The following is a 17,273-nucleotide window of genomic DNA, read 5'->3' on the forward strand; positions in this document are numbered from 1 at the left end:
AGAGGGACGGGGTGCGGGGGCAACCGCCCTGCGGAGAGTCTGATGCACGTCGTCTTCCGCGAAAGCCATGGGCTGGAGGAAACGGAAACCCCGTTCGACCTGGGGCAGGATCCGGCCGACCTTGTGGTCCTCAGCTTTTCCGACAGCGACCTTGGGGCGTTCACGGCGGGCTATGAGCGCATGCGTAGGGTGGGCAATACTGCCCACCCTACCGTGCGTCTCGCCAATATCATCGCGCTCAAACACCCGATCTCCGTCGACACCTATGCCGAACGCACGCTCTCCGGCGCGAAGGCGATCCTCGTCCGCCTGATCGGGGGTGAGGCCTACTGGCCCTACGGCCTTGCCACGCTGCAGGACCTTGGCCGTCGGAAAGGCACGGCGCTGGCGATCCTGCCGGCCGATGGCCGGCCCGACCCGCGGCTTGATGCGCTGTCGACGCTTCCCGTCTCGACGCTGCGACGGTTGCAGGCGTTGTGTGACGAGGGCGGAGCAGTTGCGGCCCATGCCGCCCTGGCTCAACTGGCCCTGGCCGCGGGCATCTATGCCGCGCCTGTGATGGGCGACAAGACCGTGCCGCCGATGGGGTTCTATGACCCCGAGCGGGGAGTGGTTCCGGCACCGGCTGCCGCAGGCGGTGTCCTTGTCACCTTCTACCGCAGCTACCTGACCTCGGGCGATACTGCGCCGGTGGATGCGCTGATCAATGCGCTGCGGGCCGAGGGCTTTGCGGCCTATGGCGCCTTTGCGGCCAGCCTGAAGGCCCAGGGCGCTGCGGACTGGCTGTCCTCGCATCTGACCGCCTGCCCGCCGGTCGCGATCATCAATGCCACCGCCTTCTCGGCGCGGGGAGACGACGGGCGGACGCCCTTCGACGCGGCGGACTGCCCTGTCTTCCAGGTGGCGCTGTCGACCAACCGCCGCCGCGACTGGGCAGCATCGGAACGGGGCCTGTCGCCTGCCGATCTTGCCATGCATGTCGTGCTGCCCGAGGTCGACGGCCGCCTTTTCGCCGGGCTTGTCAGCCACAAGAGCCCTGGCAAGCGCCACCCCGAATTGCAGTTCTCGCGCTTTGCGCACCGGGCGGATGCGGGCCGCGTTGCCGCGGTGGTGGAGCGTGTCAGGCGCTGGCACAGGCTTGCGGTCACCCCCGCCGCAGACCGAAAGCTGGCGGTTATCCTGTCCACCTACCCCGGCCGGGCGCATCAGATGGCGCATGCCGTCGGCCTTGACGCGCTGGCCTCGACCGAGGGCCTGTTGCAGACCCTTGCCGCCGAAGGTTACGCCATCGGCGCAGGCGGGCCGGTGGCCAGGGCGTTGGGAGAGACGCTGAGTTGGCCGATGGCGGAGTATCTGGCGGCGCTGGAAACGCTGCCCGAAGCGCTGCTGCAGGACCTGCAGGAGGCCTGGGGCGATCCGGCCGGCGATCCCCTGGTCAGGAACGGTGCTTTCTGCTTCCCCGCCATCCAGAGGGGAAATGCGATTGTCGCGTTGCAGCCCGAACGCGGCGAGGTCGTAACGCGGGACGGCGATTACCACGACCTCTCGCGCACCCCGCGGCACGGCTATGTCGCCTTCTACCTCTGGCTTCGCGCGCAGGGGCTGCACGCCCTGATCCATATGGGCGCGCATGGCACGCTGGAGTGGCTGCCGGGGAAATCGGTCGCCCTTTCCGACACCTGCTGGCCCGAGGTGCTGATCGGACCCACGCCGGTCATCTATCCCTTCATCGTCAATGACCCGGGCGAGGCTGCGCAAGCGAAGCGCCGGATCGGGGCGGTGACGCTGGGCCATCTGCCGCCGCCGATGGTGGCGAGTGCCGTTCCGGCCGAGCTTCTGCGGCTGGAACGGCTCTTGGACGAATACTCCACCGCCGAAGGGCTGGACCCGGCCCGCCGCACCCGCCTGATCGCCGCGATCCGGGACGAGGCGGCCGCGTCGGGTGTCGCCGCCGATCTTGGCCTTCCCGCCAGCGCGACCCCGGCCGAGGCGATCACCCGGATCGACCGTTTTGTCTGCGACCTGAAGGAAAGCCAGTTCGGCCAGGGCCTGCACGTTTTCGGGCAAGGGGAGGGTGAGCGCGAGGGGTTGCTGGCGGCCCTCGATGGCCGAAAGGTCGCCCCCGGTCCCGCCGGTTCGCCCAACCGTGGGCGGAGCGACGTGCTGCCGACCGGGCGGAACCTCTTTTCCGTCGATCCCCGCGCCGTGCCGTCGCGCAACGCCCATGCCCAGGGCGTGAAGCTGGCCGAAGAGCTGATCCGCCGCCACCTGCAGGACCACGGCGACTACCCGCGCGGGTTGGTCGTCGACCTCTGGGGCAGCGCCACGATGCGCACGGCGGGCGAGGAATTCGCGATGGCCCTGCACCTCGCGGGCCTCGCGCCGAAGTGGGATGACGGCTCGGCCCGCGTGTCGGGGTTCGAGGTGCTGCCCCTGGCCCTGCTCGGGCGGCCACGGATCGACGTCACTTTGCGTGTCTCGGGACTTTTCCGCGATGTCTTCCCGACACTGGCGCAGCTTTTCGAGGCCGGGGCTGAGGCCTTGGCGCAGCGCGAGGAGGAGCCGGAGGACAATCCCTACGTTGCCCGCAGCGCGCGGGTCTTCGGGCCGAAGCCGGGGCTTTATGGCCTTGGCATGGGCACGGCGGCGGACACTTTCACGGATGAAGCGCGCGCGGCGGCGGGCGAGGCCTGGCTCAACGCCTCAAGCTGGGCGATCGGGCCGGACGGGCAGTCGACCGAGAACCGGGCAGGGTTGGAGGCCCGGGTCCTTGCCGCGGACGCCTTTGTCCACGCGCAGGACCTGCCGGAAACGGATGTGTTGGTCGCCGCCGACTATGCCGCGCATGAGGCGGGCTTTGCCGCTGCCGTAGCGCGGCTGGGCGGGGCGAGGCCGATCCTTTATCACCTTGACGCCACGCGCCCCGACACGCCCCACGCCCGGACCCTGACCGAGGAAATCGCCCGCGTCGTCCGCGCCCGGGCCGCGAACCCCGACTGGGCAACCGGCATGATGGCGCATGGCTTCCGGGGCGGGGCCGAGATTGCGGCGACGCTTGACCACATGGCGGCCTTTGCGCACCTCGCACAGGTCGTGCCTCCGCATCTTTTCGATCTTTACCACGAGGCCACCCTTGGCCGCGACGATGTGCGCGATTTCCTGCAGCGCGAGAACCCGGCCGCCCTTGCCGCGATGGAGGACCTCTTCCGCCGCCTGCGTGAGGCCGGGCTCTGGATCACGCGCCGCAACTCCATCGCCGCGCGGCTGGACGGTGCGGCGTGACGGGCTGGGAGGTAAAGGGCTGGTGCCCCGGTGCCCTGCGCCCGATGCTGTCGGGGGATGGGCTGGTCGTCAGGGTCCGCCCGCCGCTGGGCCGGCTGACCCCGGCGCAGGCCGGTGCCATCGCAAAGGCGGCATCGGCGCATGGCAACGGCGTCATCGACCTTTCCGCCCGCGCGAACCTGCAACTGCGGGGGGTGACCGAAGCCTCGCATCCAGCGCTGATCGCGGACCTGCGGGCCGAAGGGCTGATCGACCCCGACATCGAGACCGAGTCGCTCCGCAACCTGATCGTCACGCCCTTCCGCGACGACGATACCGACTCCCTCGCCGCCACCCTGACCGCCGCACTAGCCCGGATGCCGAGGCTTCCCGGCAAGTTTGGTTTCGCGCTCGACACCGGCCCGCGTCCGGTGCTGACCGGCGCGTCCGCCGATATCCGGGTGGAGCGGGACGGGCAGGGCCGCCTGATCCTGCGGCCTGACGGTAATCCGTTCGGCCAGCCGGTAAGCGAGCTTGCAGAAGACGCGCTCGCGATGGCGGAGTGGTTCGTGGGTCAGGGTGGCATCACCGAGGGCAGGGGTCGCATGGCGGCTCTGATTGCGCGCGGAGCCGTCCCACCGGGCTGCACCCTTCTGCCTGCCGCGCCGCTGCCGAGCCCCGGTCCCGGTCTTCTGCCGGACGGCGCGCTGGTCGCCCTTGCCTTCGGCCAGATGCAAGCGGAGACGCTTGTGGCGCTGGCGGCCCTTGGCCACGAGATCCGCCCGACGCCCTGGCGCATGTTCTTCCTTGTCGGTGCCACGCGCCTGCCGCCGATCCCCGGCATCATAACCGACCCGGCAGACCCGATCCTGCGGATCACCGCCTGCACCGGCGCGCCCGCCTGCCCGCAGGCGCTGGGCGACACCCGCACCCTTGCCCGCGCGCTGGCCCCGGCGTTTCGGCCCGGCCAGAGCCTCCACATCTCCGGCTGCGCCAAGGGCTGCGCCCACCCCGGCCCCGCCCCGACCGTCCTGACCGCCACCGGCCAGGGCCATGACCTGATCCTCAACGGCACGGCTTCGGCCACGCCCCACCTGCGGCACCTTGGCCTGCAGGCGATCCAAGACCATCTGAAGGCCCTTCATGCCCCATCTTTATGAAACCGACGGCGCTGCGATCTATGTCCAGAGCTTCGCCATGATCCGGGCCGAGGCCGACCTCGCCCGCTTCACGCCGGAAGAGGAGGTCGTCGCGGTCCGGATGATCCATGCCGCCGGGATGGTGGAGCTTGCGCCCCATATCGCCTTCACCCCCGGCATGGCGATTGCCGCGCGGGCGGCGCTTGAGGCCGGGGCGCCGGTCCTGTGCGATGCACGGATGGTCAGCGAGGGGATCACCCGGGCGCGGTTGCCGAAAGGCAACGCCGTGATCTGCACGCTGCACGACCCGCACGTTCCCGAGTTGGCGAAGGCGATGGGCAACACCCGTTCGGCGGCGGCGCTGGAGCTGTGGCGGCCCCATCTTGAAGGCGCAGTCGTCGCCATCGGCAATGCGCCGACGGCGCTGTTCCACCTTCTGAACATGCTGGAAGACCCCGCCTGCCCGCGCCCCGCCGCGATCATCGGCTGTCCGGTCGGGTTCGTCGGCGCGGCGGAATCGAAGGATGCGTTGATGGCGGCCCCGCCGGTGCCCAGCCTGATCGTCAAGGGCCGCCTTGGCGGGTCGGCGATCACGGTCGCTGCCGTCAACGCGCTCGCCAGCCGGAAGGAATGAGCATGGAGCCGAAGACTGGCAGGGTGATCTGTGCGGGCCTTGGCCCCGGCGATCCGGACCTGATGAGCCTTCGCGCCGCGCGCGCAATCGGTGCGGCCCGCCACGTGGCCTATTTCCGGAAGGAGGGCCGCGCCGGGCAGGCACGGCGGATCGTCGAGGGGATGCTGCATCCCGAGGTGATCGAGTACCCGATGGAATACCCGGTGACGACCGAACTTCCCTTCGACAGCGAGGACTATACCGAGGCCTTGGCCGGGTTCTACGACGACTGGGCCGACCGGCTGGCGACGCTTGCCGCAGACGAGGATGTGGTCGTCCTTTGTGAAGGCGACCCCTTCTTCTACGGCAGCTTCATGCATCTTCATTCCCGCCTGCAGGGGCGGGTCCCGGTCGAGGTAATCCCCGGCATCACCGGCATGACGGGCTGCTGGCACGCGACGGACACGCCCATCACCTGGGGCGATGACGTGCTGACGGTGCTGATGGGGACGCTCCCGGAGGAGGACCTGGTCCGGCATATGCAGACCGCCGATGCGCTGGTGGTGATGAAGACGGGCCGCAACCTGCCGCGCGTGCGTCGGGCGCTTGAGCGGGCGGGCCGGCTTGAGCAGGCCTGGCTGGTCGAGCGCGGGACGATGCCGAACCAGCGCGTTGCCCGGCTGGCCGAGATCGACCCCGCCGACTGCCCCTATTTCGCGATCGTCCTTGTCCATGGCCATGGACGCCGCCCGGAACGTCACGCGTGACGGGCTCGGTCGTCATTGCGGGCCTTGGGCCGGGGGATGACCGGATGGTCACGCCTGAAGTCACGGCGGCGCTGGCCGAGGCGACCGACGTGGTCGGCTACATCCCTTACGTCGCCCGCGTCGCCCCGCGCCCCGGGCTGACGCTGCATCCTTCGGACAACCGGGTGGAACTCGACCGCGCCCGGGCGGCTCTGGATATGGCGGCGGCGGGGCGGCGCGTGGTGGTCGTCTCTTCGGGCGATCCGGGGGTCTTCGCGATGGCGTCGGCGGTTTTCGAGGCGATGGAGGGGCGGCCGGATTGGCAGGCGCTGGACCTTCGTGTCCTGCCGGGGATCACGGCGATGCTGGCGGCTGCGGCAGCTGCGGGGGCTCCGCTCGGCCATGACTTTGCCTGCATCAACCTGAGCGACAACCTCAAGCCCTGGGAGGTGATCGAAAGCCGCCTGCGCCACGCCGCACGGGCCGATTTCGCGATGGCCTTCTACAACCCGCGTTCGGCCAGCCGGCCTGAAGGGTTCGTGAGGGCGCTGGAGATTCTGCGGGCCGAGTGTGGCCCTGACCGGCTGATCACCTTCGCCCGTGCCGTCAGCACCCCCGATCAGCGCCTGACCACGGTCACGCTGGGCGAGGCGACACCCGAGATGGCCGACATGCGGACCGTGGTGATCGTCGGCAACAGCGCGACCCGCCGCGTCGGGCCCTGGGTCTATTCGCCAAGGAGTGCGGGATGACCGGGGCTTCCCTCGTCGTGCGCTTCGCGTTCTCCTCGGTGGCGGAGAGCGAGGAGTGCCCGGAGGGCTCGACGAGCGGGTCTTCAGGCGTCAAGCCAGGCCATGACCTCGGCCACGTCATGGGCCACTCGGCGTGGTGGAAGGACGGGGCGGTCGATCATCAGGACCGACAGCTTCAGCGCGCGGGCGGCACTGATCTTGGCCACGGCTCCCGTGCCGCCGGCATTCTTGGCGACGACAAGGTCGATCCGGTGGGTTTCAAGAAGGGCGGTGTCGTCTGCCTCGTCAAACGGGCCGCGGGCGATGACGACATCGGCATTTGGCAGCGGCAGCGGCTCAACCGGCGGATCGACGAGGCGCAGGAGATAGCGGTGCTGGTCCTGTGCCGCGAAGGGCGCGAGATGCTGGCGCCCGATGGCAAGGAACACGCGGCGGGGCGGCCCGGCAAGGGCTGCGACGGCGGCGTCGATGTCGGGGACATGGGTCCACGCATCGCCCGCGCCCGCCGCCCAGGGCGCGCGTTCCAGCGCCATGAGCGGCGTGCCGGTGGCAATGCAGGCGGCGACGGCGTTGGTGCTCATCTGGGCGGCGAAGGGGTGGGTCGCGTCGATCACATGCGTGATCCCTTCGGCCCGAAGGTAGTCCACCAGCCCCGCCACTCCGCCGAACCCGCCCACGCGAACGGGCAGGGGCTGGGCCACCGGGCTTTCGGTGCGGCCGGCGTAGGAATAGACCGCCTCCACCCCTGCCCCGGCCAGGGCGCGGGCCATCTGCGCGGCCTCGGTGGTGCCGCCGAGAAGCAGGACGCGGGGCGGAAGGAGGGGGGGCATGGCTGATCCCTGGCTGACGATCATCGGTCTGGGCGAGGATGGACCGGAGGGCCTCATGCCCGCAAGCCGCGCCGCGCTGGCCGCGGCCACGGCGATCTTCGGCGGCCCGCGCCACCTGGCACTGGTGGGTGCCGGGGCGAAGGGCCACCCCTGGCCCGTCCCCTTCGATCCGACGCCAGTGCTTGCCCATAGGGGCCAACTGACCGTCGTCCTCGCCTCGGGCGATCCTTTCTGGTTCGGTGCGGGCGGCAGCCTCATGGCGCATCTGTCAGCGGGGGAGTGGGTGTCGCATGCCGTGCCATCCACCTTCCAGCTGGCCGCGAACCGGCTGGGCTGGCGGCTGGAGGAGTGCCTTTGCCTTGGTCTTCATGCCGCGCCGTTTGCCCGGTTGCGCCCGGTGCTGGGGCGGGGCGTGCGGGCGATCTGCACCCTGCGAGACGGGGCGGCGGTGGCGGAACTGGCGGAATGGCTGGCCGCGAACGGGCACACGGGCGCTCAGCTGACGGTGCTTGAGCGGCTTGGCGGGCCGGCGGAGCGGGTGACGTCCGGAACGATTCCGACAGATGTGAGCGCCCCGGTCTCGGTGGCCATCGAGGCCACCGATCCCGGCCTGCCGGGGGCCTCGGGTCTGCCGGACGATCTTTTCCAGCATGACGGGCAGATCACCAAGCGCCCGGTGCGGGCGCTGACCCTCTCGGCGCTGGCGCCCCGGCCGGGCGAGGTGCTGTGGGACATAGGGGCAGGGTCCGGGTCTGTGGGGATCGAATGGCTCCTTGCGGGCGGCGCGCGGGTCGCGGCGCTGGAGGCCGATCCGGTGCGGGCAGCGCGGGCGAAGGCGAATGTCGAGGCCTTCGGTCTTGCGCATCGCCACCGCCTGACCGAGGCCCGCGCGCCGGAGGGGCTGGAGGGCCTGCCCGCGCCCGATGCGGTTTTTGTCGGTGGCGGGGCGTCGGACGCCTTGCTGACGAGGCTGTGGGAGATCATGCCGGCGGGCTGCCGGTTGGTGATGAACGCGGTGACGATCGAGACCGAGGCGCTGGTGCTGGACTGGTCGGCGCGGCAGGGGGGCAACCTTCTGAAGATCGAGCTGTCCGAACCCGCCCCCATCGGCCGCAAGCGCGGCTGGCGGGCGGCGTTGCCGATCCTGCAGTGGAGCGTGGTCAGATGATCGTGGCTGGCTTCGGGTTCCGGCATGGGGTGACGCTGGCTGCCTTGCAGGACGCGCTGCACCGGGCGGGCGGGGCTGAGGGGGTGACGCATCTTGCCACGCTCGACGCGAAGGCCGGGTCCCTGGCGCCGATGGGGCAGGCGTTGGGACTGCCGGTCGTGGCGGTTCCGGAGGCGGACCTTCACGCGCAGGTCACGCTGACCCAATCAGGGCGGGTGCAGGCGCTGAAGGGGGTGGGCTCGATGGCCGAGGCGGCGGCGCTGGCGGCGGCGGGGCCGGGCGCGCGGCTGCGGGGGCCCCGGGTGGTGTCGGCGGACGGGACCGCGACGGCGGCCATCGCGGAGGGGCAGGCATGACGCTCCGGTGCCAAGTTGAGCGCTACGCGCAAGCCTCTTGTCTCGCCTCTGCGCGTGAAGGGCGCGCAACCGGCTCGGAGTGCCTCCGGCGGGGATATTTGCGGACGAAGAATGGCGGGGATCGGGGATGACGGTGCATTTCATCGGGGCCGGGCCGGGGGCGGCGGACCTTCTGACCCTGCGGGGGCGGGACCTGATCGCGGCCTCGCCCGTCTGTCTGTATGCTGGCTCGCTGGTGCCGGAAGGGGTCCTGTCGCATTGCCCGCCCGGCTGCCGGATCGTGAACACCGCCCCCCTCAGCCTTGACGAGATCATCGCCGAGATCGCGGCGGCGCACGCGGACGGGCTTGACGTGGCGCGGCTGCATTCCGGGGACCTGTCGGTCTGGTCGGCGATGGGGGAACAACTTCGGCGGTTGCGCGAGCTCGGCATCCCCTATGACGTTACACCGGGGGTGCCCTCCTTTGCCGCGGCGGCGGCGGCCCTGGGGGTGGAACTGACACTGCCGGGCCTCGCGCAGTCGGTCGTCCTCACCCGGACCGAGGGGCGGGCGACGCAGATGCCCGAACGCGAGACGCTGTCGGCCTTTGGCGCGACCGGGGCGACGCTGGCGCTGCACCTCTCGATCCACCTTATCGAAAAGCTGGTGGCCGACCTTGTCCCCCATTACGGGCCGGACTGCCCGGTTGCCGTGGTCTGGCGGGCAAGCTGGCCCGACCAGCGGATCATCCGGGCGACGCTGGCCACGCTTGCTGACGCTGTTCCCGCCGAGGTGGAGCGGACGGCGCTGATCCTTGTCGGCCCCGCGCTGGCGCAGGAGGGGTTCGAGGAAAGCCGACTTTACGCCGGGGACTATGACCGGCGCTATCGCCCCGTCGGCACCCACCCGCGCTTTCCGGGGACGGAGTCATGATGCGGGAATCGACGGTTCCGGGCCTGATCATCTCGGCCCCGGCCTCTGGGACGGGCAAGACCACGGTGATGCTGGGGCTTCTGGCCGCGCTTCGCGACCGGGGGCTGATGGTGCAGCCCTTCAAGAACGGGCCGGATTACATCGACCCGGCTTTTCACCGGGCGGCCAGCGGGCGCGAGAGTTTCAACCTGGACAGCTGGGCCATGCCGGGGGCGATGCTGGATGGGATGCTCAAGGCGGCGGAAGGAGCGGACCTGATCCTTGCGGAAGGGTCGATGGGCCTTTTCGACGGCGTGGCCGCAGCAGGGGCAGCGGGGAACGGGGCGACGGCGGACCTGGCGGAACGGATGGGCTGGCCGGTGGTGGTGGTGATCGACGCTTCCGGCCAGGCGCAGACGGCGGCGGCGGTGGCGCTGGGGCTGGCGCGCTTCCGGCCGGGGGTGCGGGTGGCGGGCGTGATCCTGAACCGGATCGCGAGCCCGCGGCACGAGGCGCTTGTGAGGAAGGGAATGGAGGAAGCAGGGTTGCCGGTCTTGGGCGCGCTGCCGAAGCGCCCGGCGATCGCGATGCCCGAGCGGCATCTGGGGCTGGTGCAGGCCGAGGAGCAGCCCGCCCTTCAGGCGCTGATCGCCGAGGCTGCCGGGCTGGTGCGCGAGGGGGTGGACCTTGACGCGATGCTCGCGGCGGCAGGGACAACGGCACGGGCCGCTCCGGCGGCACGGATCACGCCCCCGGGTCAGCGGATCGCCCTGGCGCGGGATGTGGCGTTCAGCTTTGTCTATCCGCACCTTCTGCAAGGCTGGCGCGCGGCGGGCGCGGAAGTGCTGCCCTTCTCGCCCCTCGCCGATGAAGGACCGGACCCCGGGGCCGATGTCTGCTGGCTGCCGGGTGGCTATCCCGAACTGCACGCGGGCGCCCTTGCCGCGGCGGAGGGGTTCCGCGCGAAGCTCCAGGCCTTTGCCGTGGCGCGGCCCGTGCATGGCGAATGTGGGGGCTACATGGCAATGGGCGCCGCGCTGATCGACAAGGACGGCACGAGCCACCGGATGGCCGGGCTTCTGGGACTGGTGACGAGCTACGCCAAACGGCAGATGCATCTGGGCTACCGGCGGGCCGTTCTTGCACAGACCATTCCCGGACAGCCAACCGGTGCCGCGCTTTCGGGCCACGAGTTTCACTATTCGACCATCGTTGCCCAACCCGATGCCGCCCTTGCGACCGTGACCGATGCCACCGGTACAAGCGTTCCCGAGACAGGGTCCTATCGACTCCAGTCGGGGGGCGGGCTATCGACCGGCACCTATTTCCACTTGATCGCGAGTGCCTGAATGACCGGCTTTGTCACCTTCGTCTCGGCGGGACCGGGTGATCCCGACCTTCTGACCGTCAAGGCGGTCAAGGCCCTGCAGACGGCGGATGCGGTCCTTTACGATGACCTTTCCGCGGGGCCGATCCTGGCCCTGGCTAGGCCCGGGGCCGATCTTGTGGGGGTGGGCAAAAGGGCGGGGCGCGCCTCGCCGAAACAGGACCATGTCAGCCGCCTTCTGGTGGACTATGCCCGGACCGGCGCGCGCGTGGTTCGGCTGAAGTCGGGCGACAGCGGCATCTTCGGCCGGCTCGAGGAAGAGCTCGAGGCGCTGCGGGCCACCGGGATCCCTTGCGAGATCGTGCCGGGTGTGACCTCCGCCTCGGCCGCCGCCGCCGCTGCCGGGATCCCGCTGACCCGGCGCATCCACGCGCAGCGGGTGCAGTTCATCACCGCTGCCGACACGTCGGGGAACCTGCCGCCGGGGCTGAACCTGCCCGCGCTGGCCGACCCCCATGCCACCACCGTGGTCTTCATGGGCAAGCGGACCTTTCCGGCGCTGGCGGCGGCGCTGATCGCGCATGGCCTGCCACCCGGGACCCCGGCCCTTCTGGCCGAGGCGGTCAGCACGCCCGACCAGCGGCTCCTGCGGTCCACCATCTCGGAGCTGGCCGAATCGCTGGCACAGGACCGAAGCTCCCTTCCTGGGCTCATCCTGATCGGCCCCCTGGCCCGGGGCGTCGGGGACTGATCCCGTCCCGTCGCCTTCGATCTTGACCATTCGGGGTGCGAGGCGCAGACAGGCGGGGCAAGGTGTCCCACCAGGTGCAAAGCGCCGGGACTGAAACGGGAATGAGGAGCGGGCCAACCGAAGCCGGGGCCCGTGTCATCAGCCGCCCCCGCGACTGTCAGCGGTGAGCGGGTCTTCATCCGCCACTGTCCCTTAGGGATGGGAAGGCGAAGGCCCGCCGCGATCCGCCAGCCAGGAGACCGGCCTTGCGGGAACGAAACAACCGCCGTCGGGTGTGACGGACAGGAGGGACAATGCATATCGAACCGGGCCTCGTCGACGGGGCCAAGATCGGACTGAGCTACGCGACCGCCGCCGGGGCGGGCGGGGTGGCGCTTTACCATGTCGTCAAGGCAACCCGCGAAAGCGGCATCGCCCCGGTCGCCCTGCGCTCGGTCATCGCCACCGTCGGCGTGTTCATCTTCTTCGAAGTGTTCCCGCATTTCGCCGTTGGGGTAAGCGAGGTGCACCTCATCCTTGGCTCCACCTTGTTCCTGATCCTCGGGGCGGGACCCGCGGCGGTCGGGCTGGCGGCGGGGCTTCTGATCCAGGGCCTTGTCTTCGCGCCGGCCGACCTGCCGCAATATGCGATGAACGTGACCACGCTTCTCGTCCCTCTCTTCGTGATGATGGAGGTCGCCAAGCGCGTCGTCGCCCCGGGAACGGCCTATGTCGACCTGCAATACCGCCAGGTGCTGTCGCTGTCGCTGGTCTATCAGGGGGGCATCGTCTCGTGGGTCGCGTTCTGGGCGATCTACGGGCAGGGCTTTGCCGCCGATAACCTTGCAGCGATCGCCACCTTCGGCCTGGCCTACATGGCCGTTGTCCTGATCGAACCGATTGCCGATCTTGCGGTTCTGGCCGGTGCCAAGGCGCTGAAGGCGCATGGCTCGCCTCTCGTCGCGCCGCGCCTTTACGCGGCCTGATCCATCAGGCGCGGCCTTGCCAAGGGGCCGCGCCGTCCTTGTGGTCGATGTCCATGTTCACGCTATCCCTCATCGGTATCGGCACCGGCAATCCGGACCATCTGACCGCCGAAGCCGCTGCTGCGCTGAACGGGGCCGATCTGATCCTTCTGCCGCGCAAGGGCGAGGACAAGTCGGACCTTGCCGACCTCCGCCGCCTGATCCTGTCGCGCGTCCTGACCGCCCCGGTCCCGGTCGCCGAATATGACGTGCCGACGCGTGCGGATCAGGCGGACTACCTGGGGGCCGTCAATGACTGGCATGATGCCATCGCCGGGGTCTGGCGCGACGTGCTGGCCAAGCGCCTGCCAAAGGGTGGCAAGGTGGCGCTGATGGTCTGGGGCGACCCTTCGCTTTACGACAGCACGCTGCGCATCGCCGCGCGGCTGGGCGGGGTTACGGTGCGGGTTGTGCCTGGCATCACCAGCCTGCAGGTCCTGACGGCAGCCCACGGCATCGCGCTGAACACGCTGGCCGCCCCGATCACGATCACCACCGGCCGCCAGCTGCGCGAGAAAGGCTGGCCGGATGGGGCAATCACCGTGGCGGTGATGCTGGACAGGGGCGGGGCCTTCACCGCCATCGATCCGGCTGACACCACCATCTGGTGGGGCGCCTATGTCGGCATGCCGCAACAGGCGCTGATCCAAGGCCCCTTGGCGCTGGTCTCGGACGAAATCCTGGCCACGCGGGCCCGCCTTCGGGCCGAACATGGCTGGATCATGGACATCTATCTTCTGCGGCGCGGTGGGGATGTCTGAAATCATCGCTCGGGCGTTGCCGCTTTACGGGCTTGCGCCGGACAGACCCCTTTCCCTTCTGAACCGGTCCGAGAACGAGACCTGGCGGGCCGGCGACCTTATCCTGCGGCTGCACCGGCAGGGCTATCACACCAAGCGCGAGATCGCCTCGGAACTCGCCTGGCTGGCGGCCCTCCAAGACCTGCCGGGCCTGCGCACCGTTGCCCCAATCGCGGGGCGCGATGGGCCGGTGACCGAGATCGACGGGCGCTTCATCGTCGGCTTTGCCCCGATCGCAGGGCAGGAATTGCGTCCCGGCGATGACCTTGCCCGCTGGTTTGCGCCCCTAGGTGCTGCGACGGCGCGGCTTCACGGCCATGCAAGGGGCTGGACACCTCCGCCGGGCTTCACCCGCAAGCGCTGGGATGTCGAGACGATCCTCGGCCCCCGTCCGCATTGGGGCGACTGGCGGCAGGCGCCGGGGCTGGATGCCGGGGCGACCGCAGTTATCGAACGGGCGACCGGGCTGCTGGCCGACCGGTTGCGCGCCCATGGCACCGGGCCGGACGTCTTCGGCCTGATCCATGCCGACCTGCGGCTCGCCAACCTGATGGTGGACGACGCCGGGCTCTGGGCCATCGACTTCGATGACTGCGGCTTCGGCTGGTGGGTCTATGACCTTGCCGCCGCCCTCTCCTTCATCGAGACCGACCCCCGCCTGCCCGACCTGATTGCCCGTTGGTGCGAGGGCTACTCCGGCGTGGCTGCCCTTCGCCCGGAAGACCGCGCGATGATCCCGGACCTGGTCCTTCTGCGCCGCGTGCTCCTGACCGCATGGCTTGCCAGCCGCGCGGACAGCGACACGGCGGCGGCGCTGGGGGGGCCGGAGTATACGCAGGGCACCTTGGCACTGGCCGAAGAGTTCTTGTCCGACGGGCTCGCGAGACTTCGACCGTAGAGGGGCGATCTTTCGCAGAATGATCGTCGCCCCGCGGAAGGTTCAGTCCTTCAAGAGCAGCCAGAGCGACAGCACCGTCATCGCCACGCCGACGAGGACCAGTCCCAGCGGCAGATCGCCATGCAGCGCGATCTCCCACAGGATGACCCAACTCGGGACCAGATAGGTATAGGCCATGACCTTGGCTGCGGGCAGCCGCAGGGTGGCGTATTGCAGCAGGACGAAGGTCATTGCGCTGGCCGCGACGGCGACATAGGCCAGCGTGACCCAGACAATGGGCGGCAGCGCCGTCCAGTCCGTGGTCCGGATCGCCGGCCAGGCCCAAAGGGTCAGAAGGGCGGTGCCCGCCACCATCATCCCGAAGGTGAAGACCACCGCCGGCTCGCCCCGGTTCAGCTTGCGGACCATCGGCGCGTAAAGCGCATGGGCGACGCAGCCCCAGAAATAGGTCACCTCGCCGGGACCGATCCGCAGGGCCAGGAAGGCCGACAGGTCAGCCCGGAAGATGACCCAAAGCGCCCCGACCGCCCCGATCGCGAGGGCCAGCGCCATCCGTGGGGTCAGTCTTTGCCGCAGAAGCAGCCAGCCGAACCCCGCCGCCAGCACCGGCGTCAGGGTAAAGACCGCAGCGGCCGACACCGGCTGTGCGGTCTTCAGCCCCTCGAACATCAGGACGAAATAGGCGGCCAGAAGTCCGCCAAGCACTAGGTAGCGCCACGGCGCCACCCAGGCGCTGCGGGGCAGCCCGGTCGTCGCAAGGGCCGCCGCGCCGACAAGCACCCCCGCCAGAAGGAAGCGCAGCGCCGAAAAGGCGGCCGGATCGACATGGGGGGCCGCCAGCGCGCCCAGCGAGAACGACCCCGCCACCAGCGCCGAAAACGCCAGCATCGCCAGATGTCCCCGTTGGCTCTCGCTTGTCTGCACGCGTTGCCCTGACGCTGCCCAGATGGGCCCCGCGAAAGGTTGTCAGGCCTTGGCACGGGAAGGGCAAGGGGCGACGCGCCGCCCCGGGCTGTCTCAGGCGATGATGTCGGGGATCAGCTGATCCTCAAGCTTCACGATCTGGTCCTTCAGGGCCAGCTTCTGCTTCTTCAGCCGCCGCAGTGTCAGCTGATCCGGCCGCCCGGTTTCTTCCAGTGCAAGGATGGCCTGATCAAGGTCGCGATGCTCGCGCCGCAGCACTTCCAGCCGGATGCGCAGCATTTCCTCGAAGCTGAGTTCAGATGGTGCGTTCATGGGGGCCGAGTCGGTTCCTGGTTCGTGATCGAGCATATAGGAAGGCGAAGGCCGGCTGGGAAGATTTCTACGAATTCCTTGCGGCGAGCCGCAGGCGGGGACCCCCTCGCGGGACTTGCGGCGCGCCCGGCAGCGCCCCATATTCGGCAAAGCACGGTGCCCGAACGCGGGGCCGGGCGCAAAACTGTCGCTTGAACCAAGGACATGTCGCGATGACGAAACTGAGCTTCGGGGCCCATCCCTATCTTCTGGGGTTCGAACAGCTTGAACGGCTGGTCGAACGCACCGCGAAGTCGGGGGCCGAGGGCTATCCTCCGTTCAACATCGAGGCGGTGGCGGAAAACGCCTACCGGATCACGCTGGCCGTCGCAGGGTTCCGCGAGGAAGACCTGTCGATCACGGTCGAGGACCGGCAGCTGGTCGTGCGCGGCCGGCAGGGCGAGGACACCGGCGAGCGGGTGTTCCTGCACCGCGGGATCGCCGCGCGCGCCTTCCAGCGCAGCTTCGTGCTGGCCGACGGGGTAGAGGTGGCGGGGGCGACGATGGAGCATGGACTTCTGCACGTCGACCTGCGGCGCCATGTGCCGGAGACCGTAGTTCAGACCATTCGCATCGGCGGCAAGGAAGGGGGCCGGAAATGAACACACCATTCAACGGTTTGCCACAGGGCGCGGACCGGATCGTCTATGTCCGCGAGGTGCAGGTTGAGGATCTGCCCGAGGCCGTGCGTGAGCAGATGGGCGGGCTGGACGTCGTCTGGTCGGTCCACGGAGTTGACGGGCGGCAGCTGGCGCTGGTCGCGGACCGGAAGCTCGCCTTCCACCTCGCGCGGGAGCATGATTTCACGCCGGTCAGCGTGCACTGACAGCGCAGTGCCCGGTCCTCGGGTGAATTTGCTGGACAGGTGAAGCCAAGTTTCGCAGCCTTGCGCCAACGGCAACTTGGACGAGGGTAAGTCGGCATGACTTCACGCAGCGGATATTCCAGGATTCAGATCGCGCTTCACTGGATCATCGCCATCCTGATCCCGCTCGCCTGGCTGTCCAGCGAGGGGGCGGAAGAGGCCTGGGATGCGATGGAGGACGGTGCCGCCGCACCCGCCTTCGTGCCGCATGTCGCCTTTGGCCTTGCAATCCTTGCGCTTGTCCTTGTCCGCCTGATCGTCCGCCTGCGCCGGGGGGTGCCTGAAGCCCCGGGTGTGCCGGGCAGCCTGCAGGTCAGGGCCGCGGACTGGGGCCACCGGCTGATCTATCTCCTGATGATCATGGTGCCCCTGGGCGGGATCAGCATCTGGTTCGGTGGCATGGACAACGGCGACGTCCACGGGCTTTTCGCCAACATCCTGATGCTCGTGGTCCTCGGCCACGCGCTGGTGGCGCTGTATCACCAGTATGTGGTGAAGGACGGCCTTCTGCGCCGGATGATGAAGGCCGAGTAGCGCGACTCCGTCCCGGGCCTGAGCCCGGGACCTAGCGGGATTGGTAGTGGCCCCGGCGCAGG

Annotated in this window: 19 protein-coding genes and 1 riboswitch; of the genes, 16 read left to right on the forward strand and 3 right to left on the reverse strand. The window is 69.6% G+C overall.

Annotated features, from left to right (window positions below):
• Positions 1-42: 42 nt before the first annotated feature.
• The 5 genes from cobN to cobJ are packed head-to-tail and all read left to right on the forward strand — an operon-like array spanning position 43 to position 6,511.
• Positions 43-3,282, forward strand: a complete 3,240-nt coding sequence (cobN, locus tag AC2D9V_RS08310) for a cobaltochelatase subunit CobN (RefSeq protein WP_484713597.1) — start codon at positions 43-45, stop codon at positions 3,280-3,282.
• Positions 3,279-4,421, forward strand: coding sequence for a precorrin-3B synthase (cobG, locus tag AC2D9V_RS08315; protein ID WP_484713598.1), 1,143 nt, complete (start codon positions 3,279-3,281; stop codon positions 4,419-4,421). The genes cobN and cobG overlap by 4 nt, the downstream gene beginning before the upstream one ends.
• A complete protein-coding gene (locus AC2D9V_RS08320; protein WP_484713599.1) occupies positions 4,405-5,034 on the forward strand; it encodes a precorrin-8X methylmutase in 630 nt (209 codons plus the stop codon). Before cobG ends, AC2D9V_RS08320 begins: the two co-directional genes overlap by 17 nt.
• A 2-nt stretch (positions 5,035-5,036) precedes the next feature.
• Positions 5,037-5,780: a precorrin-2 C(20)-methyltransferase gene (locus tag AC2D9V_RS08325; RefSeq protein ID WP_484713600.1), complete on the forward strand. Its 744-nt coding sequence runs from the start codon at positions 5,037-5,039 to the stop codon at positions 5,778-5,780.
• Positions 5,777-6,511 carry a precorrin-3B C(17)-methyltransferase gene (gene cobJ / locus AC2D9V_RS08330; RefSeq protein WP_484713601.1) on the forward strand — a complete coding sequence of 245 codons (735 nt, stop codon included), beginning with the start codon at positions 5,777-5,779 and terminating at the stop codon, positions 6,509-6,511. The genes AC2D9V_RS08325 and cobJ overlap by 4 nt, the downstream gene beginning before the upstream one ends.
• Before the next feature lie 83 nt (positions 6,512-6,594).
• On the opposite strand, the gene AC2D9V_RS08335 is transcribed toward cobJ, so the two are convergent.
• The gene (locus AC2D9V_RS08335) at positions 6,595-7,341 is read right to left on the reverse strand and encodes a cobalt-precorrin-6A reductase (RefSeq protein ID WP_484713602.1); all 747 of its coding nucleotides are present in this window, start codon (positions 7,339-7,341) and stop codon (positions 6,595-6,597) included.
• On the opposite strand from AC2D9V_RS08335, the gene cbiE reads away from it, so the two are divergent.
• The 8 genes from cbiE (at position 7,340) to AC2D9V_RS08375 (ending at position 14,537) form a co-directional block, all read left to right on the forward strand.
• A complete protein-coding gene (gene cbiE, locus AC2D9V_RS08340; protein WP_484713603.1) occupies positions 7,340-8,509 on the forward strand; it encodes a precorrin-6y C5,15-methyltransferase (decarboxylating) subunit CbiE in 1,170 nt (389 codons plus the stop codon). The genes AC2D9V_RS08335 and cbiE overlap by 2 nt on opposite strands.
• On the forward strand, positions 8,506-8,865 hold the full coding sequence (locus AC2D9V_RS08345; RefSeq protein WP_484713604.1) for a cobalamin biosynthesis protein: 360 nt from the start codon (positions 8,506-8,508) through the stop codon (positions 8,863-8,865). Before cbiE ends, AC2D9V_RS08345 begins: the two co-directional genes overlap by 4 nt.
• Positions 8,866-8,992: 127 nt before the next feature.
• The gene (cobM, locus tag AC2D9V_RS08350; RefSeq protein ID WP_484713605.1) at positions 8,993-9,778 is read left to right on the forward strand and encodes a precorrin-4 C(11)-methyltransferase; all 786 of its coding nucleotides are present in this window, start codon (positions 8,993-8,995) and stop codon (positions 9,776-9,778) included.
• Positions 9,778-11,106 carry a cobyrinic acid a,c-diamide synthase CobB gene (locus AC2D9V_RS08355; RefSeq protein ID WP_484713606.1) on the forward strand — a complete coding sequence of 443 codons (1,329 nt, stop codon included), beginning with the start codon at positions 9,778-9,780 and terminating at the stop codon, positions 11,104-11,106. The genes cobM and AC2D9V_RS08355 overlap by 1 nt, the downstream gene beginning before the upstream one ends.
• The gene (gene cobA, locus AC2D9V_RS08360) at positions 11,107-11,835 is read left to right on the forward strand and encodes a uroporphyrinogen-III C-methyltransferase (protein ID WP_484713607.1); all 729 of its coding nucleotides are present in this window, start codon (positions 11,107-11,109) and stop codon (positions 11,833-11,835) included.
• 43 nt (positions 11,836-11,878) lie between these two features.
• A riboswitch (cobalamin riboswitch) is annotated at positions 11,879-12,097 on the forward strand.
• A gap of 31 nt (positions 12,098-12,128) precedes the next feature.
• Positions 12,129-12,800, forward strand: coding sequence for an energy-coupling factor ABC transporter permease (locus tag AC2D9V_RS08365; protein ID WP_484713608.1), 672 nt, complete (start codon positions 12,129-12,131; stop codon positions 12,798-12,800).
• A gap of 53 nt (positions 12,801-12,853) precedes the next feature.
• Positions 12,854-13,600 carry a precorrin-6A synthase (deacetylating) gene (gene cobF / locus AC2D9V_RS08370; RefSeq protein WP_484713609.1) on the forward strand — a complete coding sequence of 249 codons (747 nt, stop codon included), beginning with the start codon at positions 12,854-12,856 and terminating at the stop codon, positions 13,598-13,600.
• Complete coding sequence (locus AC2D9V_RS08375) at positions 13,593-14,537, forward strand: phosphotransferase enzyme family protein (protein WP_484713610.1); 945 nt, start codon at positions 13,593-13,595, stop codon at positions 14,535-14,537. The genes cobF and AC2D9V_RS08375 overlap by 8 nt, the downstream gene beginning before the upstream one ends.
• Before the next feature lie 42 nt (positions 14,538-14,579).
• Here the strand turns inward: AC2D9V_RS08375 and AC2D9V_RS08380 are convergent, their stop codons facing one another.
• Together AC2D9V_RS08380 and AC2D9V_RS08385 are read right to left on the reverse strand one after the other, a co-directional pair.
• Entirely contained in the window at positions 14,580-15,461 is an 882-nt protein-coding gene (locus tag AC2D9V_RS08380) for a DMT family transporter (protein ID WP_484713611.1), read from the reverse strand.
• Positions 15,462-15,554: 93 nt separating this feature from the next.
• Entirely contained in the window at positions 15,555-15,773 is a 219-nt protein-coding gene (locus AC2D9V_RS08385) for a YdcH family protein (protein ID WP_484713612.1), read from the reverse strand.
• A 212-nt stretch (positions 15,774-15,985) separates the two neighbouring features.
• Here AC2D9V_RS08385 and AC2D9V_RS08390 point away from each other — a divergent pair, with 212 nt between their 5' ends.
• The 3 genes from AC2D9V_RS08390 to AC2D9V_RS08400 all read left to right on the forward strand — a co-directional run bounded on the left by AC2D9V_RS08390 (position 15,986) and on the right by AC2D9V_RS08400 (position 17,211).
• The gene (locus tag AC2D9V_RS08390; RefSeq protein WP_484713613.1) at positions 15,986-16,414 is read left to right on the forward strand and encodes an Hsp20 family protein; all 429 of its coding nucleotides are present in this window, start codon (positions 15,986-15,988) and stop codon (positions 16,412-16,414) included.
• Complete coding sequence (locus tag AC2D9V_RS08395; RefSeq protein WP_484713614.1) at positions 16,411-16,638, forward strand: DUF1150 family protein; 228 nt, start codon at positions 16,411-16,413, stop codon at positions 16,636-16,638. Before AC2D9V_RS08390 ends, AC2D9V_RS08395 begins: the two co-directional genes overlap by 4 nt.
• Before the next feature lie 96 nt (positions 16,639-16,734).
• Positions 16,735-17,211 carry a cytochrome b gene (locus AC2D9V_RS08400; RefSeq protein WP_484713615.1) on the forward strand — a complete coding sequence of 159 codons (477 nt, stop codon included), beginning with the start codon at positions 16,735-16,737 and terminating at the stop codon, positions 17,209-17,211.
• Positions 17,212-17,273: the final 62 nt, after the last annotated feature.

The organism is Tabrizicola sp. T46, from assembly GCF_057219895.1.